The following is a 26,675-nucleotide window of genomic DNA, read 5'->3' as shown; positions in this document are numbered from 1 at the left end:
TGTCTATTTCTCTTGTTCATCATTAAGTAACATCTCTCCTTCATTATTAATCAGAATCAGGCGCAATTGATAGCCCTCAACAACATTACTGGCAGCTGATTCACAGCGTTGGCTCAATAAGCTAAAAAAGGGTTCCTCCAATTTGAACGGGAATATTTGCTCCAGTTCACGGGCAAGGGTGATGCCCCTCACCTGCTCTATTTGCTCTTCAGAGTACCCGGCTTCTGTGGCTAAATCAGCCAAAAAATCTTTATCCATCACCACATTCCGACTATGCGTATCTAAATGCCCGGCTGCCAATTTAACGGCTTTGCCAATCATGATACCCAAATGCGCCACTTTAATATTCCGCTGTGATGCCGCGTTCAAAGCCTCTCCAATGTAATTGCCATATTGCACAAAACAATAAGGAGGTAGATGCTTAAAATGCTCTTTCAGGTAACGCTCGCTTCGGCCACCAGAGTTAAATACGACCTGATCTGCATTGTTTTGCTCAACCACATCAAGCTGCCGGTGAATGGTTGCCACATAGACTTCAGACGAGAATGGCTTGATACGCCCCGTACTGCCAATAATGGATAAACCGCCTTCGATACCCAGCCGTGGATTAAAGGTTTTAAGAGCCAATTGTTGGCCCTGCGGAATAAACACCTCTACGTCAAATCCAGCATTTGGCAAACCATGTTCATCAAGCAAGCGTTCCAGCTCAGACTTTATCATCGCGCGTGGCACCTTATTTACAGCTGGCTCATTAAGCGGCAGGCCCAAACCGGGCAGCTTAACAATACCAACACCTTCGCCCTTAACGAATCGAATACCCGCCGATTGATTCAGATAAACACGACAGCCGATGACCAAACCATCCATTAAATCCGGGTCATCGCCGCTGTTTTTTATAACTGTGGCATAAGCAGAATATGATTCCTTGGCCTTGGTATGTAGTGGCATACTTACCTGCTCACCATCGGGCAAACGAATAGCAATTTTATTGTTACACTCACCTGTGAGCAGCAATGTTGCAGCAGCTTTGGCACAAATGGTCGCACAAGTACCGCTTGTATATCCATGTGCTAAGTCTGGCTTTGTCAGGCTATAGTTCGCCTCCATGTACTGACGTAACTCGGCCCGGCATTTAAACACTTTGGTGAATTCAGGCAATGTAGGTTGTTCGAGCACAAGCAGTGGCAACTGATACTTTTGCGCTAAAGCCACTTTCTGTTCAAACAAACCATTATGTCCACTATCTTTTGTAAGTAACACTTGTATCTTTTGCTGCTCAATCAGGTCTTCAGCATCTGTGAAGTTATCAAATGCCAATGAACCCATGATTTTATCCTGGCTCACTCCACAAGCCAAAGCCTTATCCCACGACAAGGGACGATCCAATATGCGATACCACACCTGAGCATCATCCAGACTACCGTGCAGCTTCGCTACACTTTTAACACCCATCAGTGACAAAATCCTATTGTAGCCCGTCGCTTTACAAGCCTGAATCATTGCATCCAACGACTCATGATAATGCACATTATCAGCTTGCTTTTTGTCGGTAAATGAGCGCTCAATACGGATGTGTGCCAAATCCAGCTTCGCACAGCAAGCATGTATATTCCAATGCAAGTCCCTGGCATACGGATGCGCTGCATCAACGATCAGAGTGATCTCCTTTTCTTTACAGAAATCAGTCATCTTATCCACCAGCAAGGCCTGCTCCAGCTTAATGCAACCATCATACACTTCGAAAGAGGTTGCTGTTTTAGTCGAATAATAATAGGTAAAACCCATATCATTTAACCAGTTAGCCGCCGCCTTACCTTCGGTAGTGCCACCAAATAATAATATGAAAGGCGTATTATTCATCCTTGCCCTGACGAAATAAATGGGTGAATTTACGATCGTACAACTTGGAACGGTTATCGCGATTATCGATGGCTTCGCCAACTACAATCATAACGGTTAGCGTTAGGTTATTCTCCTTAACAATCTTAGCCAAATCCTTCAACTGACCGCGCCATATCTTTTCTTCTTTCCAGGTTAGTTTATAACAAACCGCAACAGGTGTCTCGGGTGGATAACCTTCCAGCAACTGGCGCTGCATCTCGTCAATCAGACTAACACTCAAGAACAGACAGATCGTACTTTGGAACTTGGCCAGCTCCGAAAGCTTTTCGCGCGGCGGCATTGGCGTACGGCCTTCTCCACGAGTGAGTATTATTGTTTGAATACGCTCCGGAATCGTAAACTGCGATTGAAGTCGGGCAGCGGCAGCCTGAAACGATGAAATACCCGGTACAATCTCGTATGGCATATTGTGTTGATCGAAGAAATTCATTTGCTCCTGAATCGCCCCATAAATACATGGATCACCTGTATGCAAACGTACCACCAAACCTCCTTTATCGTAGGTCTCTTTCATGGTGTCGAACTGCTCTTCTAAATCCATTTGTGCCGAATTGCACACCACACAACCTTCCTTGGCATAATGCGTCAATTGCTCAGGCACCAAACTGCCCGCATAAAGAATCAGATCAGCAGCCTGTAACAAGCGTTTTCCCTTCACCGAAACTAATTCAGGGTCACCAGGACCAGCACCCACAATCACCACTTGTCCGCGTCGTTCCTGTGCCAAATCCATAGCAATCGCCAATGTAAAATGCTTCCCTGCTTCATCGCAACCTTTAGTTTTTTCGAGCAACAGATTAAGATTACCAGAACCCAATAAAGCAGCAGCTTCTGACACATTACTTGCACCGGTTGCGTTAAGTGCCGCTTCTGATATCTCCAGTTTATCAGCCACACGGTTTAAATCGCTTGCCGAATGAGTTACCAGACTAATATTTCTCAGCTGTGCTACATCAATAAACGCCTGCTCTTCCTTTTTAATATCTATGGTATGCAGCTTCTTTACCGATGCACAACTTAATCCTTCTTCCTCTAGCAGAACACACACGGCCTTATTGAAATATTCAGAGCACAAACCCTTTTGCGAACCAGCTCCCAGCACCAAACATTTTGGCCGGAAGAACAAACTGGGGATTTCCGTTTCGCTTATAAATGGCGATACAGCAATAATCAAATCAAACTGCGCTTGCCTTACTTCACTAAAATGATAAAACAAGGTTACATGTTCGGGCAAAGTATTTTCGAGATGCAGCGTTCCCGCATCTTTTGTTTCAAGTACCAATGCCGTTGGAGCCCCATTCACAAAGCGAGCAATAAACTCATTTTCGCTTATTCCCTGATACTCATTAACCCAGCCAAAGTTATTACCGATAATATCCAAAGGCCATAAGTCAAGGGAATCACTCGCTGTAGTCACAATAGCCTGACCGCCTGTAATACGTGCCACTCGTTTAGCCAGCTCATTGGCACCGCCTTTATGACCAGATACCACAGGCTGAATGAACCGTCCGTGTATATCAATATTAAGTACAGCAGGATCAGTTTGTTTGCTTCCCAAAACTGGTGCAATTGATCGAACCGTAATTCCTAATGCTCCTATGAAAATCAGGCTATCCAACTGATTAAAATGTGCTACTATGAAACCAGATAAGGACTCAATCGCCTGCGTACCATCATAGCCACTTGTTGAATAAATGACTGCATCAAGCTCTTGTTGAAGCGTATTGGCCAAAGGCAAGGCATGGCGATTATTTATAATGATTGCTGTTTTGTTCATATTAAAAAACTTGTGCTAGCTATTATTTTTTATTGCCTGATAAAGGGTAACAGGATTATGGTCATCCTGCTGTATAGGCATCTTATCGCTTATGGTCATCGATACAGCTTCGATGGCTTCCTTAAACGCAGTAGCAGTTTCATCACTCACTGCATTAAAAACCATGATGCCTCCCGGTTGTAAGTAAGTTTCCAGACGGGCAACCATTTCTTTCAAACGTCCGCCATGTCCGCCAATAAAAATCCTGTCGGGTACTTTCCATTTCGATAGATCGAAAGTGTAAAAATCATCGATGCAATATTTAATGCCCGGAATACGGAATTTCTGTTGATTCTTCTGTATTAAGGCTCTCGATTCCTTACGCTTCTCGATGGAAAAAACCTCCATTTGCGGCGCCATCTGTTTGGCTTCGATGGAAACCGAACCTGTACAAAAACCGATATCCCACAATACTTTGGCCGTATCCAATTTAAGCATGGATAAAGTCATCAGACGAATGCTGCGCTTGGTTATCATCTTAGGTCTTCCCTCAAGATGGTGAAAACCCTCTTCGGGAATGCCAAAAGTACGCTCAAAATGAACTGTTTTTTCAAGAATTAAACAATTGGGCATGATGCTTTCAACAGATGCCAGTTCATCAACCGACAACTCACGAACCACTTGCAGCTCACCTCCCATACGCTCACCAAGATACACCTTGTAATTGAGCAAACCAGCCTCTTTCATTCTCTGACCAATTGCAGCAGGTGTTTTATTTTTATCCGTCAATACACCGATAAAATCAGAGCCTTGCACCAATTCTTTATCGAGGTTAGGCCATGGTCGACCGGTTAATGTTGCCACCTTCATCAAGCCATAGGGCAGATGACAATGATGCGCCAGCATCTGCAGGCTGTTAAATGTAGGATACACCTTCAGTGATGCATCCGGGAAATCGCGTTTCAGTGTGTTGGCAATTCCGAAAAAGAGCGGATCGCCCGAAGCAAATACCACTATCTCTTCATTCAGCGCACGATATTGCTCAAACGTAAGCTGCAATGGCACCACTACTTCCATCCATTGATGATTAGCCGGCAATAAGTGCTTCACAAGATCATAATGACGTGCAGCACCGGAGAAGTAATGAGCAGATGCAATGATGCCATTCACTTCATCACTAAAGACAGGCCTTGCTTCGTCGCTGATGCCAACTACACGAAAACTACACATCACGACCAGGTTTAAGTGTAACAGCTTCATCGCGACTCAGTACCGCATTAACGATTGTAGCTGCCAGATTAGAGCCGCCTTTGCGCCCTTCAATACTAATGTATGGCAGATTATTAAATGTCATCAAGCGATGCTTGGATTCCTCCACATTAACAAAACCTACAGGCGCACCAATGATACCAGCCGGCTGAAAGTCTTTTCTGCGCATTAGCTCTGTCAATTCAATCAATGCCGTTGGCGCATTGCCAAACACATATAAAGCATCGGGATGTTCCTCAACCGCCAGGCGAATACCTGCCTGGGTGCGCGTAATGTTTTTTTCCTGCGCCAAAGCTGTCGTACGCTCATCGTGCAGATAGCATTTAACAGTAATGCCATAACGCTCACACGCTTTTTTGCGGATGCCACTCTGCACCATGGTAACATCGGTAATAATGGTTCCGCCCTTTAGCAGGTACTCATTCATACGTGCCACCGCATCATTTTTAACGCGTAAGAGCTGTTTAATCTCAAAATCAGCCGTTGTGTGAATGCAGTGCATCATCACCCATTTCTCCTCGTGAGAAATATCCAAATCGGCCAATTGCCCGGCAATGGTTCGAAAGCTCTCCTGCATAATTAACGGACCCGGAGCGCCTTCCTGCTCATATTTGGAGTAATAACCGCGCGGCGTGATAAACTTGTTATTGGACACATAGCTTTGTGAATTTCCAATCACAACGATGGAAAACATATCCACAATCTCTGGATCAAACTCACACAAAGTAGTTAATGTAATATGCTCCTCTTCACGTTCAACCTGTCGCAACACAGCTACCGGAGTAGAGGGTGAACGCTCTTCGAGAAACAGCTCTTGTAAGCGATACAGCTGCCAATAGCGTTTCTTACTGCGTGGATTATACAAAACTGTGACAAAATCGCCCATTGCAGCGGCTTTCATCCGTTTTTCAATCAGTTTCCACGGCGTTAATAAGTCCGAAAGCGATAAAATCACAAAATCGTGACTCAAGGGAGCTCCCAGTTTGGCTGCAGCGGCCTGAAACGCAGAAATACCAGGCACTACTTCTACAGGAATTGTCGTTTGGCGCTTATCGGCCATCTCCAAAATAAGCGAAGCCATGCCATAAATACCGGCATCACCCGAACTGATAACAGCGACTCTCTGACCCGCTTCAGCTTTTTCAAAGGCGATTTTTGCACGTTCCACCTCCTGACGCATACCAGTATCAATGCAATCAGTCCCTTCGGCCAGGTAACATTGAATAAACTGGAAATAATATTTGTAGCCTATCACCACATCTGCCTCTTTAATGGCATCAATGGCCGGTTTTAAAAACAACTCTGGATTCCCTGGCCCTAAACCTATTACTTTTATATTGCTCATGAGTAATTACTTATTTTTGCTCAGCTATTAGTTAGCTTAATTAGCTCCTCGTTACGGATAATGATGATTGAAAAATAGGGTATCCTTCGCTCGGTTAAGACAGATACATCTCTGGTTGTAAACTGCTTATCTGTGCCCATGTATTCGCCATAGAAGAAGTCAAGCTGATGCTTCTGCAAAAATCCAGCAATCCAGTCTTTTAACTTTGACACCTTCATAATCACCACCGTTTCATTAGCACTGACATACTCACCAAGTTGAATTTCACTCTTCACTTCGGGAACAACCAGTACTTTATCTGTTTGCTTACAAATTGGCTCTAGCCCTAATGATCCTCCTAAAATAAATGCCGGCACACCCGGAATCATTTCGTAATTCACACCGGCCTTTTTAAAATCATCAATCAAGTAGGCAAATGTGCTGTAAAAAGCAATATCTCCTTCACTGACAACGGCCACCATCTCTCCTGCCTCGGCATGTTGAATGCACTTAGCGGCCAACTGACTATACGTTTCATTCACCTCTGAACGATCGTATTTCATCGCCACTGAAACCGGACGAAACTTTGTCTCATCAATCTCCAACGAGCCAAGTACACGCATTGCCATCGAACTCTTCATCCCTTTTTCATTGGTTGTTTCAGGATAATAAATGACATCCGCCTGCTGTAATGATTTAAGTGCCTTAATGGTGATTAACTCGGGATCGCCGGGACCAAGTGCCACACCGTATATTGTTTGTTTCATGTCTATTAATTAGTGATGATGCCCACAACAATCGTGTCCGTGATGATGGTGATGACCGTGAGCATGCCCATGATGGTGATGTGGCTCATAATTCTCCAACGTTTCCTTATCTACGGACGAAATCATATCCATTTCACCACGTTCAGCACTCTCCAAACGCTTAATTAATATTTGCGCAAGATGATCCGATTCACTTAACAATGGTGCCATAAATACCTTACGATCAGGATGCTGTTTTGAAAATTCGTCCAGTAAATCCTGTGCTTTATCCATGTAAACGCCAGGAAAAAACACATAAGGAACGACTATTATATTTTTATATGGTAACTTTTCGCAAATAGACAATGCCTCAGCCACTGATGGATAAGTCATCCGGCTACAGTAACCATTTATGCTAAAAGCGTACTTATTCGTCTCCTGAACCATACGTGTTAATCGTGCCAAATCGCCATTAGCTGCAATTTTTGAAGCACCAACGCCCAAGCCAAACAGTAATGTATCATTCGCCTCCACTTCAGCTCCGTTCAGCGCTTTACTAATCAAATCATTTGACAGGTGCAGCATCTCATCGCAATCGCCAATGTAGTGCGCCATCTTAATAGATAAGTTGTACTTAGCCTGCAACTGATAGAGCATGCAAGGAATATCCTTTTGAATATGCACCCCGGTAAACAAAAACACAGGAACAGCAACAATCTCTGTTACACCGCGCTGAACCAAACGTTTTACTCCCTCCTCAAAACCAGGTTCCGATAACTCGAGAAAACCAGCTTCTACTTCATAATCGGGTAATAAAGCCTCTATTTGTTTTGTGTATTTTAAAAAGGCCTCTTCGCCTCTTTTCACACGGGTACCATGACCACAGATTAAAACTCCTTTTTTAGACATGTATTAATTCTTGAGGTTTAACAGATTGAATAACCGGTTTGAGTTGTTCGGAAAAGTTGACTACTTCGCCAATCACCATTAAAGCAGGAGGCTGAAATCCGTTGTCCTCCATAACGTCGCCAATGGTTTTAAGCGTAGCTGTCAGCATTTCTTGTTGCGGGTAAGTTCCCCAGCGAATCAGGGCCACCGGAGTCTCCTGCTTTTTACCGCCAATAATCAATTCATTGGCGATGCGTTGCGCATTACTCACGCCCATATACACTACCAATGTATCTGATGCTTTTGCCAAGGCTTGCCAATCAACAGAATTGTTTCCTTTTGCTGGGTGCCCGGTTACGAATGTTACTGACGATGCCACATGACGCGCTGTTACAGGAATTCCCATGTATGCAGGTACGGCTACACCCGAAGTAATACCGGGAACCACCTCATAATCAATTCCATATTCGATAAGGGTCATTATTTCCTCCACTCCTCGTCCAAATACAAAAGGATCACCACCTTTTAAACGCACAATATTCTGACCTTTCGAAGCATAATGGGCGATTAACTCATTTAGTTCTTCCTGTGGAAAAGTGTGCTTATCCTTCTTCTTCCCCACGTAAACCATTTCGCAAGAATCAGGGCAATAGTCAAGTAATTCTTTATTAACCAGGTAGTCGTATAAAACGATATCTGCCTGTTTGAGCAACTTCACAGCTTTTACGCTGATTAAATCGGCATCGCCGGGACCGGCACCAACCAACCATACTTTACCGTAGTTGGGATTCATTTATATTGAGTTAAGGTTTACATTGTAATTTTCTATCTGACTGATTAACTCATCAATCAAAGCATTCATTTCATCCTGACAGGCCAGGTTACCGGTTTCAAGATATTGCTTCCGTTTTGCACCAATCTGCTCTATCGCTTCAGGCGAAACTGCTGTCAATTTGGCCATTAAGTACTTACGCAAACGAGCAGATAATGCAGGAGAAGTTCCTTCGGTTGTAATTCCCACATTCAGATGCCCAACCTGACAACTGGCAGGGATTATAAAATTGCCCTTATCGGCCCCATCCACACTATTTGCCAGTACACCATTCTTTTGTGCCTCTGAGATGATTTGCTGATTGATTGTTTTGTTATTGGTAGCGGCAAATACCAGGAAAAAGCCAACTACGTCGTTGTTGTTATAACAACGGTTGATATGCTTCATCCTGTTATCACCAAGCAACTCCTGCAAAGCCGGTGTTAATTCTTTGGAAATGACAGTTACGGCAGCACCGGCAGACAGCAATTTATTCACTTTTCGTTGTGCAACTTTACCGCCACCAACAACTAAACAAGCTTTATCTTTTATATTGATATGAATCGGATAGAACTGCATATTAAGCCTGTTTGGTATTTAAAACACCTGTTCTGTCCTCTTGATTCATCAAGCCCTTAAAATGTTTATTCATAGCGCACTTTAACGCCCCGGAATGAAAGTGAAATGCATAAAAAGCACACAACATCCTGCAACCATCCGTTTCAGTCAAATTGGTTAATAACCCATCTGAAACGGCCTGTCGCCATTACTATCTGCACCTGTTAAGCGCCGTAACTATTGAAATGCTTTTTATTCATGTATCAAACTTTTAAACCCGAAAGCTTTGATTAATAATTATTTATTACATGGCAGGTTTTCTGACTTACTCCCTCCTGATTGCGCCTTCCCACCCGCTAAAAGCGGACAGTGACCTTATGCAATGGAGTTAACAGAGCTTACAGCTGCGGGTACAGCTCCGGATTCACACCGGATTCCCTCTTTCCGCCAAAGTCCGAATAGGTTGACTTTGACTCACCATTTATGGTCGCAAATGTAATACAATTTTGCTATCGCCAAACCGATGAGGACATTTTTCTTTAATGAATGCTATAAGAGCTCAATTGCGTATATTTGCACCATTATTAAAGATTCTAACGCATAACCAGCGCCTCTGCACTGGTTTGAAAGACCAAAAAGATGCTAAGCGAAAAAGATACCATTTGCGCCATATCAACTGCCCAGGGGATGGGTGCCATTGCTGTTATCCGACTATCTGGTGACCAATCAATTGCTATTTGCGAAAGAATATTCAGACCAGCTAAAACCGGTAAGAAATTAGCTGAACAAAAGGCTAACACCATTCATTTTGGCAGTATTACTGATGGCGACAAAGACATAGACGAAGTATTGGTAAGCATCTTTAAAACACCACATTCGTTTACAGGCGAGGATATTATTGAAATAGCTTGCCATGGTGCGCCCTATATTCAGCAGCAGATATTACAACTTATCACGAGAAATGGTGCCCGACTGGCTACAGCTGGTGAGTTTACCCAACGTGCGTTTATCAATGGCAAAATGGACCTGTCGCAAGCTGAAGCTGTGGCAGATTTAATCGCCTCACGAAGCGAAGCAGCCCGACGTGTTGCACTGCAACAAATGCGTGGCGGTTTTTCAAGTGAATTGATTAATCTTCGCATGCAACTACTCAACTTCATTTCGCTTATTGAACTGGAACTGGATTTTAGCGAAGAGGATGTGGAGTTTGCCAATCGCAATGAACTTACTAAACTGGTTGCTGAAATTGAATCGGTACTGAAAAAGCTGGTTAACTCATTCTCTTTGGGAAATGCCATTAAAAATGGAATACCAGTTGCTATTGTCGGACATACCAACGCCGGCAAATCAACACTTCTGAATACCTTATTGCAGGAAGAGCGTGCCATTGTATCGGACATCCACGGCACCACTCGCGATGTAATTGAGGATACCATAAACATTGAAGGCATCAGCTTCCGTTTTATTGATACCGCAGGCATACGTGCTACTCAAGATGAGATCGAAAATCTTGGTATTGAACGCACTTATGCTAAAATCAGTAAGGCAACCATTATCTTACTCATGCTTGATGTTAACGATCCGGATAATAAGATACATGATGCCATTACTGATGTAAAAAAACGCATGGACGAGCATCAGCAGCTGATTGTGGTGATTAATAAGACCGATTTGGCCAATGAAGGTGTTCAGGAGCGCTTCCAGAAGAGCAGCTTCAAAGAGTTATCCGGCACCGATGCCATAGTGCCCATCTCAGCTAAGCAACAATTGAATATCGATGCTTTAACAGCCGCTCTGCTCAAAACCGTTAATCTCTCAGCTATAGACAATGACGAGGTGATTGTTACTAACGTACGCCATTACGAGGCGCTGCAAAAATCACACGAAGCCATCCAACGGGTGGTTGATGGCCTGCAATCAGGTATTACAGGTGATTTTCTTGCTCAGGACATTCGCGAAGTGCTTCACTTTCTGGGCGAGATAACCGGGCAAATCAACACAGATGAAGTGTTAGGTAATATCTTTAAGAATTTCTGTATCGGAAAGTAGATAGCCAATTTTTTATTAACATTTTATTTACACAATCCTTTACTATAAGGAACTTAAGAGGTTTTTACAAATTTCCCTTAACACTCTATTATACCAATTTTTCACTTATATTTGTCCCTAGAATGTCCCCCAAATCGTCACGGGGGACACGGGGGACAAAATTGATGGAAAAAGAGACAAATAAAGTGTAAATAGAAACCAAACCATTACTATGGCAAAAATCTCAATCCGCGAAAAGAAACTGGCTGATGGCAGAAAAAGTTTATATCTGGATATCGTAACAGATGGCAAGCGTTCAAAAGAATACCTTAAACTTTACCTGGAACCAAAAAGCAAAGCCCAAAACAAAGCAACATTGGCATTGGCTGAAGATATTAAAGCAAAACGTTTATTGGGCATCCGGGAAAACAAGTTCGACCTTCCAAAAACAATTGATTTAGATGCATCGTATCTTGATTTTTTCAAAAAACTCGTCGAGCAAAGAATAAAGGCTGATACCAATGGTAATGCTGGTAATTGGGATAGTGTGTACAAACACCTGATTAAGTACAAAGGAGACAATATTTCATTTAAAGATATTGACACTAATTTCTGCGAAGGCTTTAAACATTACCTGATCAAGCAAGCCCGGACAAAATCAGACAAGCCTCTCTCCCAAAATAGCCAAAGCTCATACCTGAATAAGTTCAAAGCTTCAATAAAAGAAGCACACCGATTGAAACTCATCCATGAAAATTACGCAGAATACGTAAAAGCCATCAAACCGGATGAAGTTGAAAAGCAACACTTGACAATTGAAGAACTAAAAATCCTAAAGGATACTGAATGTACTATCCCTGTTTTAAAACAAGCTTTTCTATTTTCTTGCTTGACTGGCATACGATGGAGCGACCTTGAAAAACTTACCTGGGGTGAAATACACCAGGATGAGCACGGTTATAAAATCATTTTCAAGCAAAAGAAAGTAAAGCGACAGGAATACCTTCCTGTTAAAGCAAGTGCATTAGGCTATCTGGGTAAACGTGGAGCAGGCAGAGAAAAAGTCTTTGTTGGTCTTAAATATTCTGGTTGGCACAATGCAGCGTTATTAAGCTGGGTAGTCAGCGCAGGCATACCTAAAAAAATAACCTTCCACTGTGCCAGACATACACATGCTATTCTCCTGTTGAATGCTGGCGTGGATATATTTACTGTTTCAGAACTACTTGGTCATAGTGAAATTAAAACGACTATGGTGTATGCCAAAATTGTTGACCAAAAGAAAAGAGAAGCTGTAAACTTATTGCCTGACATTAGCATTTAAACAATATGAGCGACACAATTAACTACTCAGAATTTATAAAGGTCATATTACTTAAAATCATAAAGATTAATAATACACAAAAAGACCAAATAGCCTTGACTGATCAGTCAGCAATTCTACGGACAATTCGAGAGAAGGGAATTGGAAATCTTACTGCATCATCATTTACAGAAGTCCTAAAAGACAACTTGTACTCTAAGTTATATCCATACCTGTACAATACATTCGAGCACTTAGGTACAACAAGCGGTGAATTCTTTTATATTTCTGTATTCCTGACTGGACTTGTTAAACACATAAAACCTCAAAATTTAAAGAAACATATAAGAACAATAACAGAAGCGCTAAATAATCCTTATGTCCAAAATAGTGAAAGCATTAGACCCGAAATGCAAAGCCTTTATGAATCGCTTAAATTACTTGACCTTTCAAACTCTATAGCACATATAATATGCGTAATGAGGTATTGTATTAGAACTGATGAAGAAAAAGACAAAGCAGTTATTATTAGTGAAGTATTGAATACGCTTTGTATCCATGATAAACATCCTTTTATGACTCTTGAAGAAGCAAACAGGGAAGCAGACAGGATTCATCGTAAGAAAACAAGTGAAGGTGAAAAAATAGAGCGGTTTAAGGATGGACGTACTATTATTTATGAAAGAATTAAATATTATTACGCAGCGGAAAAGAAATCTTTTAAAGAAATTATGAAATTTCATGCTAATTCTGAGTATTTCCAAGAATTCATAAAAGAATAGTAAAATATCTCAAAAGTAGTGTTTACATAGGAAGGAGTTGGTTTGAAAAAACAACTCCTTTTTTTACACCTTCCATTACAATATTTTACCCTTCCACTTACTCTATGTTTGCACTGTTGAAAGTCAACAACTGTGCGCACAGTCATTTTCATTAATTCTTAAACAGTAAAAAAATGACTGATTTAGAGAGAAAAGAACTTAGGGACATTATAAAAGAAGAAATACTCCCTTTTACTAAAAAAGCATTAACAATAAAGGAAGCATCTGTCTTCACAGATTTAACAGAGCGAACTATCTACAAAAAAACCTCTCTTGGGGAGATACCGCACTACAAACAAGCTGGCAAGCTTTTCTTTGACCGTTTAGAGCTTGAAGACTGGCTTCTGGCAAACCGCGGCTTTTCAAAAGCTGATATCAGCCGGGCAGCCGCTACCTATAATATGAACGCTTCATTAAATAGGTAAGGTATGGCAAGTCAAACTAAATTGAATATCGCAAATGGATGGGTGAGCATTTATCGCTCACTTGCCAATTCCCCACTATGGTTAGCTGAAACATTTACCAGAGGACAAGCATGGGTTGATATGTTATTGCTTACCAACCATGCTGACGGTTACTTACGTGTAAGAGGAAATCGAGTTGATATTAAAAGAGGTCAACTTGGTTGGTCAAAAACAGAACTAGCCAGGCGGTGGAACTGGTCTACAGGTAAGGTTAGACGTTTTTTTAACGAACTCGAAAAAGATAAACAGATAGTTCAACAAAAGAACCATCTAACTTCCATTATTACAGTCGTTAATTATTCACTTTATCAAAACGTGAACCAACAGGCAACCGGCAACCGTTTGTCGAACGACCGCCAAACGTCACCTAACAATAAGAAGAAAAAAGAAAATAAGGTTAATAATGAAAATGGAGAGTTTACCCCTCCCACACTTGAAACCATTATTTCTTTCTTCATAGAAAATGAAAGTTTACAAGAAGAAGCTGAAAAATTCATGAACCATTATACAGGGAATGGCTGGATGATAGGAAATAGCAAAATGCAGAATTGGAAATCTGCAGCAAAAAACTGGATGATACGTTCTTCTTCTTTCAACCAAATTAAAGCAACAAACTATGAAACAAATAAAATTAGAGGTCAAAAATCAGTTAATACAACTCAAGAACCAAAGCTTACCCGCACAGAGCAAGCAAAACGAAACCTCCTTGCCAGCGTGGCGGCAATGGATGATAGACTTTTATAAGCAGAAATTCCCAACGATTACAGAATTTTTTATGGCTGCCAACTATAGTCACATAATTGAGCATAAAGGTCACTTACCACAAGAAGAGTTAATATATTCTTCCGCCATTAGATTATGCGAAATTGACAAAATATATGGGAAAGGTGTCGCAAAAAACTTTGTAATTGCCTATCTAATTAACTTTTGCGATTTACTAAACATTAAAGAAGATGCAAAATTAAATAATATACAACTAAGTACTTGCGCTTTAAATATTCTAATGCGATGTAATGGAATAACAATTTCCGAACTTGCTGATATGATTAGAAAATTTAGCTCTGGTAAATATGGCCAATTCTATGGTCAAATGGATATTATGACGATTGGTGAATGGGCAAGACTCTATATGAAAGAAAGAGGTGACATTATTTATAAGAATGAAAAAATATCTCGCTTCATTAGAAAGCGAGATAATCAATGTATTACGAATTAAAAGCAAAGCCAGGCGTTTGCCTGGCTTTGCCATCAACTCAGTATTTTAAAGATGACAAGAACATGCATTTTATGCGCATCTGAGTTCGAAGCGAAACGTTCGGATGCACAATATTGCTCTGAAAAATGTCGGGCAAAAGCTAATTATCAAATGAGAAAAAGGAAGGATAATTTCACCGTTTCACCAGATACTGGACTGGATAATTCAACGAATAATCTCACAGATAAGAGTGTTGAAAATGCGCAAATTCTCATAGAAGGAACCATTTCTGTCGATGATATTCTTGAAATTATCAAGAAATGCGAACATCAACTTGAACAACTACACTCTGCAACAAGCACTATAAATGCGCAAAACCAGCACAAAATTGAGGAAATAAACGAACTAAAAGCGCAAATTCTCGATATTGATGTAAAAAGGATGGGTAAGCTAAGGTTTATGTTACAGCAAACCGACACTAACCTATACAATCAGTTTTTAAACGGTGAATATTTATCCGCTAAAAAACAGAACGACAAATTTGCCAAAACCAAATTGCTCTCTGAGGATGTCCTCTCCTTTCCTTCTAATGCAAATATTCGTGCTCTGATTGCAGAATACCGGAGCAAATTAAACAATCAGATTATTGTTTATGACGGTCAAGTGAATACTATAAAGCAAGCGATAGAAAATATGGAACTATCGATTAAGCGCAATAATGACAAATTAAAGGAAATACAACAGCAAATTGCATTTTATCAAACCCGAATCCTGCGCTTGGAACGGGTTTTAGTTTCATAGAGTCTTGACAAATCCCGGTAGTAATACTGGGATTTTTTGCATCAAAAGTTTAAGTCTAATGACTTTTCAAATATACTCCAATGCAACGAATCCCATAAATACAAGATATGCACATTAGGGTTACAATTATCATGTTAAACTTAGTTTAAGCATATGATTTACCTTTTAGTTACTGTTTAATGAGATATTTTTCTAAATTTGACATTACTTGACAATGCGACATTCTACCTTTGTCAAAAAATGACAAATTATATGGAAATTATTGCAATCATTATTTCAGCTCTATGCCTGGTTTTATTGGCCATATTAGTGTTTAGAAAGAAGGAAAACAACGTTAATCCTGTTATTGAGGCGGTACAACAATTATTGCAAAGAGAATTAAAAGATAACCGTTCGGAATTATCGGTTTCTTTAAAAGAAAACAGAGAGGAATTATCGAATGGTTTGGATAAGCTTACACAAAAGCTTGAAGAAAAACTTACTGTAATAAGCGATGGTCTAAATAAGAACGGTAAAGAAAATCGTGAAGAACTTACACGTTCGTTAAAAGACTTTAGTGATACATTCTCCAAAAATGTGAAGGATTTCAACGACCTCCAAAAGCAGAAATTCGATGCAATGGCAACCAAGCAAGATGAATTGGTTAAGACAACTGAATTGAAGTTGGAGAAAGTGCGCGAGACTGTTGATGAGAAACTACACAAAACTCTTGAAGAACGCCTTGGTCAGTCCTTTAAAATTGTAAGTGAGCGTTTAGAAGCCGTACAGAAAGGACTTGGCGAGATGCAGAACCTGGCTAACGGTGTTGGTGATTTGAAAAAGGTTTTAAGCAATGTTAAAACTCGTGGTGTTTTAGGTGAAATACAACTTGGAAATATCTTGGAGCAAATTATGGCTCCAGAGCAATATGAGGCAAATGTAAAAACAAAGCAGGGCTCAAATGACCATGTGGAATTTGCAATCAAACTTCCGGGTAAAGATGATTTTGGTAAAGAAGTATTCCTACCTATTGATGCCAAATTCCCACAAGAGGATTACATTCGTTTACAGACTGCTTATGATGAAGGTGACATTGATGGCATTGACAAAGCCAACAAAGCTTTAATCCAATCTATTAAGAAGTTTGCCAAAGATATAAGCGACAAATACCTTGACCCACCTCATACAACTGATTTTGGCATCATGTTTTTACCAATTGAAGGTTTATATGCAGAGATAGTTCGCCAGCCTGATTTAGTGGCATTATTACAACGTGAATTTAAAATCATTATAACTGGTCCTACCACATTGGCAGCAATGTTGAACAGCCTTCAAATGGGATTCAAAACCCTGGCTATTCAGAAAAGAAGTAGCGAAGTATGGCAAATTCTTGGTGCGGTTAAAAAGCAATTTGGTGAGTTTGGAACTGTATTGAAAAAAGCACAGGAAAAAATCAGACAGGCAGACGGTGAAATTGAAAAATTAGTGACTACCCGAACTAATGTAATGTTATCAAAATTAAAAACGGTTGAAGAACTGCCATCAGCAGAAGCAACCGCAGTATTGGGTGAAGCAATTGAATTAGAAACAGAAGATTAAAGACTTTAAATATTTATATGGCTAAAAAGAACGGAAACGGCAAAGAGAAAAGCATCGAAGAGTCGTTATGGGATTCGGCAAACAAGCTCAGAGGTAGTGTTGAGCCAGCCGAGTACAAACATGTAGTATTAGGATTGATATTCCTAAAATTTGCAAGCGATAAGTTTGAGGAACACCGTAAAAAGCTGATAGACGAAGGAAAAGAAAAATATATAGACATGCCCGATTTTTATGGCATGTCTAACGTGTTTTATCTGGACGAGGTTTCCCGATGGTCATATATCATTAAAAACTCAAAGCAAAACGATATTGCTTTAAAGATTGATACAGCTCTACACAATATCGAGAAGAACAACAAAGCCCTAAAAGGTGCTTTGCCTGACAATTACTTCTCTCGATTAGGCTTGGATATTACAAAGCTTAGTTCCCTGCTTGATACCATTAACGATATTGACACCTTAAAGGACAAACAGCAGGATATTGTAGGACGTGTGTATGAATACTTCCTTTCAAAATTTGCTTTGGCAGAAGGAAAAGGAAAAGGAGAATTCTACACTCCAAAGAGTATTGTAAACCTGATTGCAGAAATGATTGAGCCATACAGAGGAATAATCTACGACCCTGCTTGTGGTTCAGGTGGTATGTTTGTTCAATCCATTAAGTTTATTGAGAGCCATCATGGAAACAAAAAGGAGATTTCCATTTATGGGCAGGAATACACCAACACCACCTACAAACTAGCCAAAATGAACCTGGCTATTCGTGGTATTTCCGGTAATTTGGGAGAACGTGCTGCCGATACTTTCCACAACGACCAACACCCCGACCTGAAAGCCGATTATATCATGGCTAATCCTCCTTTCAACCAAAAAGATTGGAGAGCGGAAAATGAATTAAACGATGACCCTCGTTGGCGTGGTTACGATGTTCCGCCTAAAAGCAATGCCAATTATGGTTGGATTTTAAATATGGCTTCTAAACTTTCAGAAGATGGAACTGCCGGATTTGTTTTGGCAAATGGAGCATTAAGCGGTGGCGGTGATGAGCATAAAATTAGGCGAAAACTAATTGAGAACAATTTAGTGGAAGCAATTTTAATACTTCCCCAGGATATGTTCTATACAACTAACATTAGTGTAACTGTTTGGATTCTTAATAAGAACAAAAAAGAACAAACCAAGCAAGTAGGTGATGAAACAAGGCACTACCGTAATCGAGAAAAGGAAGTCTTGTTTTTAGATTTACGACAAATGGGTGAACCCTTTGAAAAGAAGTTCACTCAATTCAATGCTGACCATATTGCAGAAATAGCAAACACATACCACAAGTGGCAACAGACTGATAAAGGATATGAAAATACTCCTGAATATTGCTATTCTGCCTCATTTGAAGAAATTCAAAAGAAAGACTTCTCTCTTGTTCCAAGTAAATATATAGAGTTTGTAAACAGAGATGAGAACATCGACTTTAATGATAAAATGAAAGCTTTGCAGTCTGAGTTTACTGACTTATTGAAAGCTGAAGAACAATCAAAAAAGGATTTATTAAATGTTTTTAAAGAGTTAGGGTATGCAATCGAACTATAAACCTATTGGAGATTACATACGACTTGTCGATGAGCGTAACAAAGATTTAGCAATTGATACCCTTTTAGGGCTAACCATCAATAAACAGTTTATCCCATCGGTTGCCAACACGGTTGGAACAGATATGCGTAACTATAAAATAATACGCAAAAATCAGTTTGCATGTAGCACAATGCAAGTAAGGCGAGACAAGAAAATGCCAGTAGCTTTATTGCAAGATTATGAAGAAGCTATTATTTCACAAGCCTATCCGCTATTTGAGGTTAAAAATGAAAAAGAGCTTTTACCAGACTATTTGATGATGTGGTTTTCTCGTGCAGAGTTTGACCGTGAAGCTTGTTTTCATGCTGTAGGTGGAGTTCGCGGTAGTTTAGAATGGGAAGATTTCTGCAATATGAAATTCCCATTACCCTCTCCTGACAAGCAAAACGAAATTGTAAAAGAATACAACACAATAAAGAACCGAATTGCATTAAACAATCAGCTTATTCAAAAATTAGAAGAAACTGCACAAGCTATTTACAAGCAATGGTTTGTTGATTTTGAGTTTCCAAATGAGAAAGGAAAGCCTTATAAGAGTTCAGGCGGTAAAATGGTTTGGAATGAGGAGTTGGAGAAGGAGATTCCGGAGGGGTGTGGAATTAGTGCTTTAGATGAAGTTATTGAATGTTTCATTTCAAAACGAGGAAAAAGTAAATCACTTATGGATTTGCAGCAATTTAGTAAGGAATATAAGTATCCAGTTATTTCAGCAATGAACATTAGTAATGGAAAGATAGTAAAGTATGATACAATTCCATACGTAAACAATATAGATTTTGATGAATGGATGAACCCAAAACTTGAAGTTGATGATGTATTATTGACATCTGAAGCACCATTAGGGGAAACATATTATTTAGCAATTAATTCGGAATATGCATTAAGTCAAAGGCTCTTTGCATTGAGAACAAAAAAAGAAAAAATCTCAGGTTGGTTTTTGTATTTGTGGCTTAATACACCTCTAGCCAAAAGAGATTTGGAAGGACGCTCATCAGGAACAACTGTTTCAGGAATAAAGCTGTCTGAACTAAAAAAAATATGCATTCTAATTCCGCCAAGAGGATGGGAATCAATATTTAATAAGACTACAATGGGAATTTCAAAACTAATTGAATATAAGAACCAAGAAAATCAAAATCTATCACAACTGAAAAATTTGCTTCTTTCCAAAATAGCAACCATAGAAAACTAAAGCCTATTCGATATGATTGAAAGAATTACTTCCATAAAGAACCTAGCTGTATTTAAAAATTTTGATTGGAACACCGCAGTTGTCGATGCAGAAAGTAATGTTTTTGACTTCAAAAAGGTAAATATCATTTATGGACGTAATTACTCTGGAAAAACAACTCTGTCAAGGGTTGTACGAGCATTGGAAACAGGTGGTATTTCTGACAAATATGAAAATCCTGAACTAAATATTAAAGTAAAAGATAATGCTGATGTTACTCATAGTGACTTTAGTAGCCATGATAAAACTATTCGTGTATTTAATGAAGACTTTATAAAGGATAATCTGAAATTTATTGTTAATCCTGATGAGAGTATCCAACCATTTGCAATACTTGGCGGTGATAATAATATAATAGAACAAGAAATAAACGATTTAAAAGATAAGCTTGGTTCGAACGAGGAAGGTGGTGAGACTAAGCTATATCAAGAACTAAAAAGTTTAAATGACCTTTGCCAAGGAGCAAAAACAAATCATAAAACTGCCACCGACACTCTTAATAATCAAATAAAAACAAAGGCATTAGATAGGCAATCGGGAATAAAATACAAATCTGAAAAGTTTGGAGACCAAAACTATTCGGTTAGAAAGCTTGAAAAGGAAATACAACTAGTTCTTAAAGATGATTTTAAACCTTTAACAGATACAGAAAAGAAAGAAACTGAAGAAATACTTACGGAGAAAAAGAAAGACCCCATTAAAGGATTGCCCCAACTTCAGTTAAACTTTAAGGCTTATTCTGATTTAACTAAAGAAATAGTAACTCGAAAAATTGGCAAGTCTGATAAAATTGAGGAACTGGTTAAAAATGCGGTTTTAAATCGTTGGGTAAGTGAGGGTAAAAAACTACATCAAGCAGAACGTAAAATATGTGCCTTTTGTAATAATGAGATTACAGCCGAAAGATGGAGTGAATTAGATAGACACTTCGATGAAGAATCAAATATTTTGGAAAAGGATATTAATAACCTATTGTCTAAACTAACAAGCGAAAAACAGCAAATTAGTAGTGCATCTGGATTAAAGAAAGATGACTTTTATATTGAGTTTCATAAGGATTTGGAACAGCTGTCAGAAGAATATAAAACGACAAAGGAAGATTACATAAGTTCTATTGATTTGCTTGAAGAACAGTTAAATAACAGGAAGAGTGATTTACTGAATGAAAAAATATTCGATGAAGTTAAGAATCATATAGAGGATTTAGAAAAACTAAGAACAAGCTTTGACGAACTGAGGAAAAAATCAGATGACTATTCAGACCAATTAGCAACTAAACAGGAAGATGCGAAGAAAAATCTTCGACTAAAAGAAGTATATGACTTTGTGTTAAATATAAATTACAACGACCAAATATCTAATATAGCAACGCTCAAAACAAAAGAAGAAACTGAGGAAAACAAGAAAAAGTCAAAGCAATCTGAAATAGACGATATTTTAGCACAAATCACTGAAAAACAAAAGGAACTTAAAGATGAAAGCAAAGGTGCTGATAAGGTGAATGAATATTTGAATGACTTTTTCGGACATGACTTCCTAACACTCAAAGCAGTTGAATATAACGATAGTGAATCAGGCGATAAAAAGTATCGTTTTGAAATTCACAGGGAGGATAAAAAAGCTCATCATCTTAGTGAAGGAGAGTGTAGCCTTATTGCTTTCTGCTATTTTATGGCAAAGCTTCAAGATGTTGATACAAAAACTAAGAAACCTATAATTTGGATTGACGACCCTATTTCTAGTCTTGATAGCAATCATATATTTTTCATATACACACTAATTAACACACAAATATTTGGTGAAGAAGATTTTGAGCAATTATTTATATCAACTCATAATTTGGAGTTTCTTAAGTTCTTAAAAAGACTACCGGGAGCTGAAACTAAAAAAGAAACAAAAACTAAATATCGCTATTTGCTTGTAGAACGTATTGACAATGAGTCAACGCTTAAATTAATGCCTGAATTCTTACGTGAATATGTTACAGAATTTAATTACTTGTTTAGCCAAATATATAAATGCTCACAAATAGATAACGTAACCGATAGCAATTATACCGTTTTTTACAACTTCGGAAATAATGCTCGAAAATTTTTAGAAATCTTCTTGTATTACAAATACCCTGATTCATCTGGACAATCTGATAAAATGAAAACGTTCTTTGGTGATGAGAATATTCCAGCTGTTCTAACCGACAGGATAAACAATGAATACTCACACCTGAGTGGTGTTTTTGAGCGTGGAGGTACTGTAGTCGAAGTTCCTGAGATGAAGAAAGCTGCTGAAAAAATAATTAATAGCCTTAAATCAGATAGAAAACAATATGAAGCTTTATTGAGAAGCATTGGAAAAACAGAAGAGGCAGATGATTTTGCACAGCAATCAACTAATGGTGATAGTGCCGTAGTAAATACAATTACAAATCACGAAAAAGAGTTGGTTAAAGTGTTTAATGGTAATCGTGTTATTCTTGAGCTTAAAAATGTTGTAGGTGTTCGTAATCATAAGATATTTCAGAATGAATACTTGACTCCTGCTATTGGGAATGGGCTTGTCAAAGAGACTCGAAAACGAGGAAAAAAGAAGCAATATTGTTTGACTGATGCAGGAACTGAGTTAAAAAACCGATTAAATCATGAAGAGGGATTATAGTTTAGAGGAAAGAATAAAGGTTTTAAAACATTTTAAACCTGATTTTAGAGATTGCTCCTGGCATAACGATATAGTTTTAGAATTAGATGATTTTATTCAAGGGAAAGGGTTTGTTAATGCTCAAAACTTTCATTTTGAGTATGATTTTAATCCCGATAAAATAATAGGCTCTACCCATTGCGATTACTATGGAGGGAGTTGGATAAAAATGTTTGAAAACTTAAAAAGATTTTATCGCTTACCTCAATTTTATTCAAATTCTGCAAACGAATATATCAATAAGCAAGACAATATTCTTTTGATTAAATGTGGCGACAGCTATTTTATCGCTGAGGGTAATCACCGCCTTTGCATTGCAAAACTTCTCGAAACAAATATTGATAAAATAGAAGTAAATGAATTCTTACAATATGGAAGTAAGGAGTTTAAGAAACAGATGCAAAGTATAAATACAGACATAGATATTTCATTTAAAGATAATTAGTAAAATGAAGTTCACAGAAGAAAAATTAGAATACGCTTATATAGAGTTGCTGAAACAAGAAGGTCGTTTTCGTAATTTAGAAAGTGTTTTATTTGACTCTGAGAAATGTATAAGACAAAACGAATTAATAAAATTATGAGCAACGGTTTTAAATTAATAGCGATAAGACCTTTAGTTGGGTGTGCGGAAAAATTTTCTAAAGTTTTACGACTTGGACATATATATAAGTTTTACGACTATACTTTTATTCGTGATAATGAAAATGATATACATTCATCAGTTATTAATGTTGTTCCAAATAATATAGAAGGAGAAGACTTATATAATATTGATGGAACATCAATAAATATATCCGCTCTTGTTGGCAAAAATGGAGTTGGGAAGAGTTCATTAATTGAGTTACTCTTTATTGCTACGTATCTTATTGGAGTAAAAACCAATAAACTAGACAATTTAGATGATTGTATATCAAAAAGGCAAGCTCTTAAATTACAGTATGATGATTGGAAACAAGAAATAACTGAAAAAGGATTAGAGCTTGATGTAAAGAAAGAGCAAAAGCAATTAAATGAAATAGAAAGATTTACACGACTAATTGCGGATATTGAAGATTTTGAGAAAAACTTTAAGATTGAACTTTTTTATTCTATTGATGATTCAATATTTTGTTTAGTAATTGACAATAATCGATTGGATAATATACCAATCGTTTCAAAAGATATTTCTCAAGATAGGTATTATAAAATACTTCATCTATTCGCAAATATTGAAGGAAAAGAGGATGTACTTAAATTAAATGACTTCTTTTATAATATCGCATTAAACTATTCTGCTTATGGTTTAAACTCTGAAACAATAGGAGTTTGGATAGAAGAATTGTTTCACAAGAATGATGGCTATCAAACACCAATGGTCATAAATCCAATGAGAACATCAGGTGGATTTGATATTAACATAGAGACACACCTTTGCCAAACTAGAATTCTATTGAATTTACTTGACCAGTCAATGAAAGTAAAAAGACTTTTAAAAGCAAAAGAGGTTAAAGCAATTATTTTTACATGTGATGAGAATAAGGTTAAAGATGTTGACCGTTCTTATGATAATAAGTTAGTTAGTTTATATAATGCTGATTTAAAAGAAAAAGTTTTTAATAAGATTTACAAAAGCATTACAGGCGAAAAGTTCTCAAATGAAAAAATCATACATATTGATTTATTAAAACTATATATTTTCAAAAAGGTTCTGAAAATAACTCGTACCTATGATGATTATAGAGATTATGAGATTTCCCCCAAAGAGGCTTATAGTACCCAAGAAAGTCGAAGATTTATAAAATTGCTATGGAAATTAAAAGATGATAGTAGCCATATAACAACAAAGCTTCGACAGGCGATTAACATAGTTAGATATGATATCTTAAGAGAAGATAAAACTAAAGGTATTAAATGGGAGAATAATAATCTTAAATTAACTTTAAATGAGTTGACCAAACGGCTTAATTCGAATGAGGATAGGGAAAGAATGATGCCTGTAGCATTTTATAATCCTAATATTATTTTTGAAGATTCTGATTTTAAATTTCTAAGTTCTGGCGAACAGCAACTAATTAATGCACTACAAACAGTTTATTATCATTTAATTAATCTGAACTCTGTAACAGAAAAGGACATTGCAGACAGAACCTCCATACAGGATAAGACTGTAACATATAAAAATGTAAATATCGTCTTTGATGAAGTTGAACTTTATTTTCACCCAGAGTTTCAACAAAATTTCGTTAGTGAATTAATCTCTGGTTTAAAACAGTTAGACATACCCAGAATTAGCAATCTCAATATCTTGTTTTCAACACATTCTCCCTTTGTGCTATCTGATATATTAGTAACTCAATGCTTATTTCTTGAAATTGGTAATGATGGTAAAGCTGATTCAAAAAGTTATAAATATTTAGGTGACTTAAAAACATTTGGAGCAAATATCCATGATATGCTTCGCCATGCCTTTTTTATGTCTAGTGGACATATTGGAGAATTTGCAAGAGAAAAAATTGACAAAATTGTTAACCTGTTATATGAGGCAATGTCAGGTAATGAAGAAAAAAAGAAATCGGCTAAAGAAGCAAAAAACGCCATTGAAAATACAATAGAACTGATAGGTGATGAAATGGTTAGGGGGAAGTTATTGAAAATGCTTTATCATATTACGGCAAAGAATCATAAAGAAGCTTTAAGAAAGTACTACGCAAATAAACTTAGAGAATTAGATGATTAGTTTATCAAATATCAACCATAAAAATACGGCACAGGATTTTTATGATTTAGTTAAAAATGAAGTGTTGGATAGACTTGCTTGTGAGGAAGCAAATTTAAATATACAAAAAACGACCAATGGATATGATTTAACAAAATATCTAGAGAAACACCTTAAGGAGTTTCTTATTGGAGATGTTGAGAAGTGTGTAAAATCACATGAAAACAACCTTAGACCAATTCTAAAGAATCACTTTGTTAATACAAAGCCTAAGACTCCTTCCCCATTTAAGGTTGCATTTCAATACGTGTTCTTTTATGAAAGTTATGACAAATGGAGTGCCTATAAAATCATTAAAAAATTAGATATTCATTGCTGCCCATATTGTAATCGCACTTATATTACAACATTAGGAAATGATAAAAATAAATTTGCTCGTGCTGATTTTGACCATTTTTTACCAAAATCTAGATATCCATATCTAAGATTTAATTTTTACAATCTAATTCCTTCATGTTTAATATGTAATCAAAGGGCAAAAGGTCAAAAACCAACAAATTTGGAGGAATATATTTACCCTTATAAAGAGGGATTTGATAATCATGCTAAGTTTTCATATTTGCCTAAAAGTTATAATTCTTTAAAAGATGGATTTGATAGTGATATAATCATTAAACCCGATTCTCCCCAATCGCAAATCGGTAAAAAAATCCAAAAGAATATAGACTTATTCCGGTTGAATCAACAATATTCAATGCATCACACAGAACTTAACTTTATCCTTGAGAAAAAAAGTAAACATTCTGATGGGTACATAAAAGAATTAATGGATGCATTTCCAAATCTGTTTAAAGATGAAATAGAAGCTTATGAATATATTTTCGGAAAACCTTATGAAGAAAAAGAGTACATAAATTCCCCTCTGGCAAAGTTTTTTAAGGATATACATGAAGATATAAGCTAAATTACTTTAGCACTTAAAG

22 protein-coding genes and 1 riboswitch are annotated in these 26,675 nt (G+C 37.8%); of the genes, 14 read left to right on the top strand and 8 right to left on the bottom strand.

Translation table 11 applies throughout. The features are described 5' to 3' along the window. Positions 1 to 3 precede the first annotated feature (3 nt). Genes cbiD through KDU71_RS06130 form a run of 8 tightly spaced genes read right to left on the bottom strand, consistent with a single transcriptional unit; the run spans position 4 to position 9,275 of the window. Positions 4 to 1,860, bottom strand: a complete 1,857-nt coding sequence (cbiD, locus tag KDU71_RS06165; RefSeq protein WP_212189043.1) for a cobalt-precorrin-5B (C(1))-methyltransferase CbiD — start codon at positions 1,858 to 1,860, stop codon at positions 4 to 6. After that, positions 1,853 to 3,679, bottom strand: coding sequence for a precorrin-4 C(11)-methyltransferase (cobM, locus tag KDU71_RS06160; RefSeq protein ID WP_212189042.1), 1,827 nt, complete (start codon positions 3,677 to 3,679; stop codon positions 1,853 to 1,855). The genes cbiD and cobM overlap by 8 nt, the downstream gene beginning before the upstream one ends. Positions 3,680 to 3,694: 15 nt before the next feature. Next, positions 3,695 to 4,888 carry a precorrin-6y C5,15-methyltransferase (decarboxylating) subunit CbiE gene (gene cbiE / locus KDU71_RS06155; RefSeq protein ID WP_212189041.1) on the bottom strand — a complete coding sequence of 398 codons (1,194 nt, stop codon included), beginning with the start codon at positions 4,886 to 4,888 and terminating at the stop codon, positions 3,695 to 3,697. Continuing rightward, positions 4,881 to 6,272 carry a precorrin-3B C(17)-methyltransferase gene (gene cobJ, locus KDU71_RS06150; protein WP_212189040.1) on the bottom strand — a complete coding sequence of 464 codons (1,392 nt, stop codon included), beginning with the start codon at positions 6,270 to 6,272 and terminating at the stop codon, positions 4,881 to 4,883. Before cobJ ends, cbiE begins: the two co-directional genes overlap by 8 nt. A gap of 20 nt (positions 6,273 to 6,292) precedes the next feature. Beyond that, on the bottom strand, positions 6,293 to 7,018 hold the full coding sequence (gene cobI / locus KDU71_RS06145) for a precorrin-2 C(20)-methyltransferase (protein ID WP_212189039.1): 726 nt from the start codon (positions 7,016 to 7,018) through the stop codon (positions 6,293 to 6,295). Between the two features lie 9 nt (positions 7,019 to 7,027). Further along, a complete protein-coding gene (locus tag KDU71_RS06140; protein ID WP_212189038.1) occupies positions 7,028 to 7,906 on the bottom strand; it encodes a sirohydrochlorin chelatase in 879 nt (292 codons plus the stop codon). Further along, positions 7,899 to 8,678 (bottom strand): uroporphyrinogen-III C-methyltransferase, encoded by a 780-nt coding sequence (cobA, locus tag KDU71_RS06135; RefSeq protein WP_212189037.1) that lies wholly within the window; start codon positions 8,676 to 8,678, stop codon positions 7,899 to 7,901. The genes KDU71_RS06140 and cobA overlap by 8 nt, the downstream gene beginning before the upstream one ends. After that, positions 8,679 to 9,275, bottom strand: coding sequence for a precorrin-2 dehydrogenase/sirohydrochlorin ferrochelatase family protein (locus tag KDU71_RS06130; RefSeq protein ID WP_212189036.1), 597 nt, complete (start codon positions 9,273 to 9,275; stop codon positions 8,679 to 8,681). It lies immediately after the preceding gene. A 272-nt stretch (positions 9,276 to 9,547) separates the two neighbouring features. Next, a riboswitch (cobalamin riboswitch) is annotated at positions 9,548 to 9,751 on the bottom strand. A 142-nt stretch (positions 9,752 to 9,893) separates the two neighbouring features. On the opposite strand from KDU71_RS06130, the gene mnmE reads away from it, so the two are divergent. The 14 genes from mnmE (at position 9,894) to KDU71_RS06060 (ending at position 26,656) form a co-directional block, all read left to right on the top strand. Continuing rightward, a complete protein-coding gene (gene mnmE / locus KDU71_RS06125; protein ID WP_212189035.1) occupies positions 9,894 to 11,303 on the top strand; it encodes a tRNA uridine-5-carboxymethylaminomethyl(34) synthesis GTPase MnmE in 1,410 nt (469 codons plus the stop codon). A gap of 211 nt (positions 11,304 to 11,514) precedes the next feature. Further along, complete coding sequence (locus KDU71_RS06120; protein WP_212189034.1) at positions 11,515 to 12,606, top strand: site-specific integrase; 1,092 nt, start codon at positions 11,515 to 11,517, stop codon at positions 12,604 to 12,606. A 5-nt stretch (positions 12,607 to 12,611) separates the two neighbouring features. Beyond that, the gene (locus tag KDU71_RS06115; RefSeq protein WP_212189033.1) at positions 12,612 to 13,367 is read left to right on the top strand and encodes a hypothetical protein; all 756 of its coding nucleotides are present in this window, start codon (positions 12,612 to 12,614) and stop codon (positions 13,365 to 13,367) included. Positions 13,368 to 13,540: 173 nt separating this feature from the next. Beyond that, positions 13,541 to 13,831, top strand: coding sequence for a helix-turn-helix domain-containing protein (locus KDU71_RS06110; protein WP_212189032.1), 291 nt, complete (start codon positions 13,541 to 13,543; stop codon positions 13,829 to 13,831). 3 nt (positions 13,832 to 13,834) lie between these two features. After that, a complete protein-coding gene (locus tag KDU71_RS06105) occupies positions 13,835 to 14,614 on the top strand; it encodes a hypothetical protein (protein ID WP_212189031.1) in 780 nt (259 codons plus the stop codon). A gap of 31 nt (positions 14,615 to 14,645) precedes the next feature. Then, complete coding sequence (locus KDU71_RS06100; protein ID WP_212189030.1) at positions 14,646 to 15,086, top strand: hypothetical protein; 441 nt, start codon at positions 14,646 to 14,648, stop codon at positions 15,084 to 15,086. A 150-nt stretch (positions 15,087 to 15,236) separates the two neighbouring features. Further along, positions 15,237 to 15,866, top strand: a complete 630-nt coding sequence (locus KDU71_RS06095) for a hypothetical protein (protein WP_212189029.1) — start codon at positions 15,237 to 15,239, stop codon at positions 15,864 to 15,866. 252 nt (positions 15,867 to 16,118) lie between these two features. Then, positions 16,119 to 17,444, top strand: coding sequence for a DNA recombination protein RmuC (locus KDU71_RS06090; RefSeq protein WP_212189028.1), 1,326 nt, complete (start codon positions 16,119 to 16,121; stop codon positions 17,442 to 17,444). Between the two features lie 17 nt (positions 17,445 to 17,461). Next, the gene (locus KDU71_RS06085; RefSeq protein ID WP_212189027.1) at positions 17,462 to 19,030 is read left to right on the top strand and encodes a type I restriction-modification system subunit M; all 1,569 of its coding nucleotides are present in this window, start codon (positions 17,462 to 17,464) and stop codon (positions 19,028 to 19,030) included. After that, a complete protein-coding gene (locus KDU71_RS06080) occupies positions 19,014 to 20,264 on the top strand; it encodes a restriction endonuclease subunit S (RefSeq protein WP_212189026.1) in 1,251 nt (416 codons plus the stop codon). The genes KDU71_RS06085 and KDU71_RS06080 overlap by 17 nt, the downstream gene beginning before the upstream one ends. Before the next feature lie 12 nt (positions 20,265 to 20,276). Next, on the top strand, positions 20,277 to 22,955 hold the full coding sequence (locus tag KDU71_RS06075; protein ID WP_212189025.1) for an AAA family ATPase: 2,679 nt from the start codon (positions 20,277 to 20,279) through the stop codon (positions 22,953 to 22,955). Then, complete coding sequence (locus tag KDU71_RS06070; RefSeq protein ID WP_212189024.1) at positions 22,939 to 23,439, top strand: hypothetical protein; 501 nt, start codon at positions 22,939 to 22,941, stop codon at positions 23,437 to 23,439. The genes KDU71_RS06075 and KDU71_RS06070 overlap by 17 nt, the downstream gene beginning before the upstream one ends. A 135-nt stretch (positions 23,440 to 23,574) precedes the next feature. Next, positions 23,575 to 25,713 (top strand): AAA family ATPase, encoded by a 2,139-nt coding sequence (locus KDU71_RS06065; protein ID WP_212189023.1) that lies wholly within the window; start codon positions 23,575 to 23,577, stop codon positions 25,711 to 25,713. Then, complete coding sequence (locus tag KDU71_RS06060) at positions 25,706 to 26,656, top strand: HNH endonuclease family protein (RefSeq protein ID WP_212189022.1); 951 nt, start codon at positions 25,706 to 25,708, stop codon at positions 26,654 to 26,656. Before KDU71_RS06065 ends, KDU71_RS06060 begins: the two co-directional genes overlap by 8 nt. The last annotated feature ends 19 nt before the right edge of the window (positions 26,657 to 26,675 follow it).

This window comes from Carboxylicivirga sediminis (assembly GCF_018156225.1).
Lineage (GTDB): Bacteria > Bacteroidota > Bacteroidia > Bacteroidales > Marinilabiliaceae > Carboxylicivirga > Carboxylicivirga sediminis.
The sequence above is the reverse complement of the archived record's forward strand: the minus strand, read 5'-3'. Positions and strand labels throughout refer to the sequence as shown.

Bases quoted from the DNA above. Each gene is read 5' to 3' on its own strand.
- cbiD (WP_212189043.1), bottom strand. From the start codon at position 1,860: ATGAATAATACGCCTTTCATATTATTATTTGGTGGCACTACCGAAGGT.
- cobM (WP_212189042.1), bottom strand. From the start codon at position 3,679: ATGAACAAAACAGCAATCATTATAAATAATCGCCATGCCTTGCCTTTG.
- cbiE (WP_212189041.1), bottom strand. From the start codon at position 4,888: ATGTGTAGTTTTCGTGTAGTTGGCATCAGCGACGAAGCAAGGCCTGTC.
- cobJ (WP_212189040.1), bottom strand. From the start codon at position 6,272: ATGAGCAATATAAAAGTAATAGGTTTAGGGCCAGGGAATCCAGAGTTG.
- cobI (WP_212189039.1), bottom strand. From the start codon at position 7,018: ATGAAACAAACAATATACGGTGTGGCACTTGGTCCCGGCGATCCCGAG.
- KDU71_RS06140 (WP_212189038.1), bottom strand. From the start codon at position 7,906: ATGTCTAAAAAAGGAGTTTTAATCTGTGGTCATGGTACCCGTGTGAAA.
- cobA (WP_212189037.1), bottom strand. From the start codon at position 8,678: ATGAATCCCAACTACGGTAAAGTATGGTTGGTTGGTGCCGGTCCCGGC.
- KDU71_RS06130 (WP_212189036.1), bottom strand. From the start codon at position 9,275: ATGCAGTTCTATCCGATTCATATCAATATAAAAGATAAAGCTTGTTTA.
- mnmE (WP_212189035.1), top strand. From the start codon at position 9,894: ATGCTAAGCGAAAAAGATACCATTTGCGCCATATCAACTGCCCAGGGG.
- KDU71_RS06120 (WP_212189034.1), top strand. From the start codon at position 11,515: ATGGCAAAAATCTCAATCCGCGAAAAGAAACTGGCTGATGGCAGAAAA.
- KDU71_RS06115 (WP_212189033.1), top strand. From the start codon at position 12,612: ATGAGCGACACAATTAACTACTCAGAATTTATAAAGGTCATATTACTT.
- KDU71_RS06110 (WP_212189032.1), top strand. From the start codon at position 13,541: ATGACTGATTTAGAGAGAAAAGAACTTAGGGACATTATAAAAGAAGAA.
- KDU71_RS06105 (WP_212189031.1), top strand. From the start codon at position 13,835: ATGGCAAGTCAAACTAAATTGAATATCGCAAATGGATGGGTGAGCATT.
- KDU71_RS06100 (WP_212189030.1), top strand. From the start codon at position 14,646: ATGGCTGCCAACTATAGTCACATAATTGAGCATAAAGGTCACTTACCA.
- KDU71_RS06095 (WP_212189029.1), top strand. From the start codon at position 15,237: ATGAGAAAAAGGAAGGATAATTTCACCGTTTCACCAGATACTGGACTG.
- KDU71_RS06090 (WP_212189028.1), top strand. From the start codon at position 16,119: ATGGAAATTATTGCAATCATTATTTCAGCTCTATGCCTGGTTTTATTG.
- KDU71_RS06085 (WP_212189027.1), top strand. From the start codon at position 17,462: ATGGCTAAAAAGAACGGAAACGGCAAAGAGAAAAGCATCGAAGAGTCG.
- KDU71_RS06080 (WP_212189026.1), top strand. From the start codon at position 19,014: ATGCAATCGAACTATAAACCTATTGGAGATTACATACGACTTGTCGAT.
- KDU71_RS06075 (WP_212189025.1), top strand. From the start codon at position 20,277: ATGATTGAAAGAATTACTTCCATAAAGAACCTAGCTGTATTTAAAAAT.
- KDU71_RS06070 (WP_212189024.1), top strand. From the start codon at position 22,939: ATGAAGAGGGATTATAGTTTAGAGGAAAGAATAAAGGTTTTAAAACAT.
- KDU71_RS06065 (WP_212189023.1), top strand. From the start codon at position 23,575: ATGAGCAACGGTTTTAAATTAATAGCGATAAGACCTTTAGTTGGGTGT.
- KDU71_RS06060 (WP_212189022.1), top strand. From the start codon at position 25,706: ATGATTAGTTTATCAAATATCAACCATAAAAATACGGCACAGGATTTT.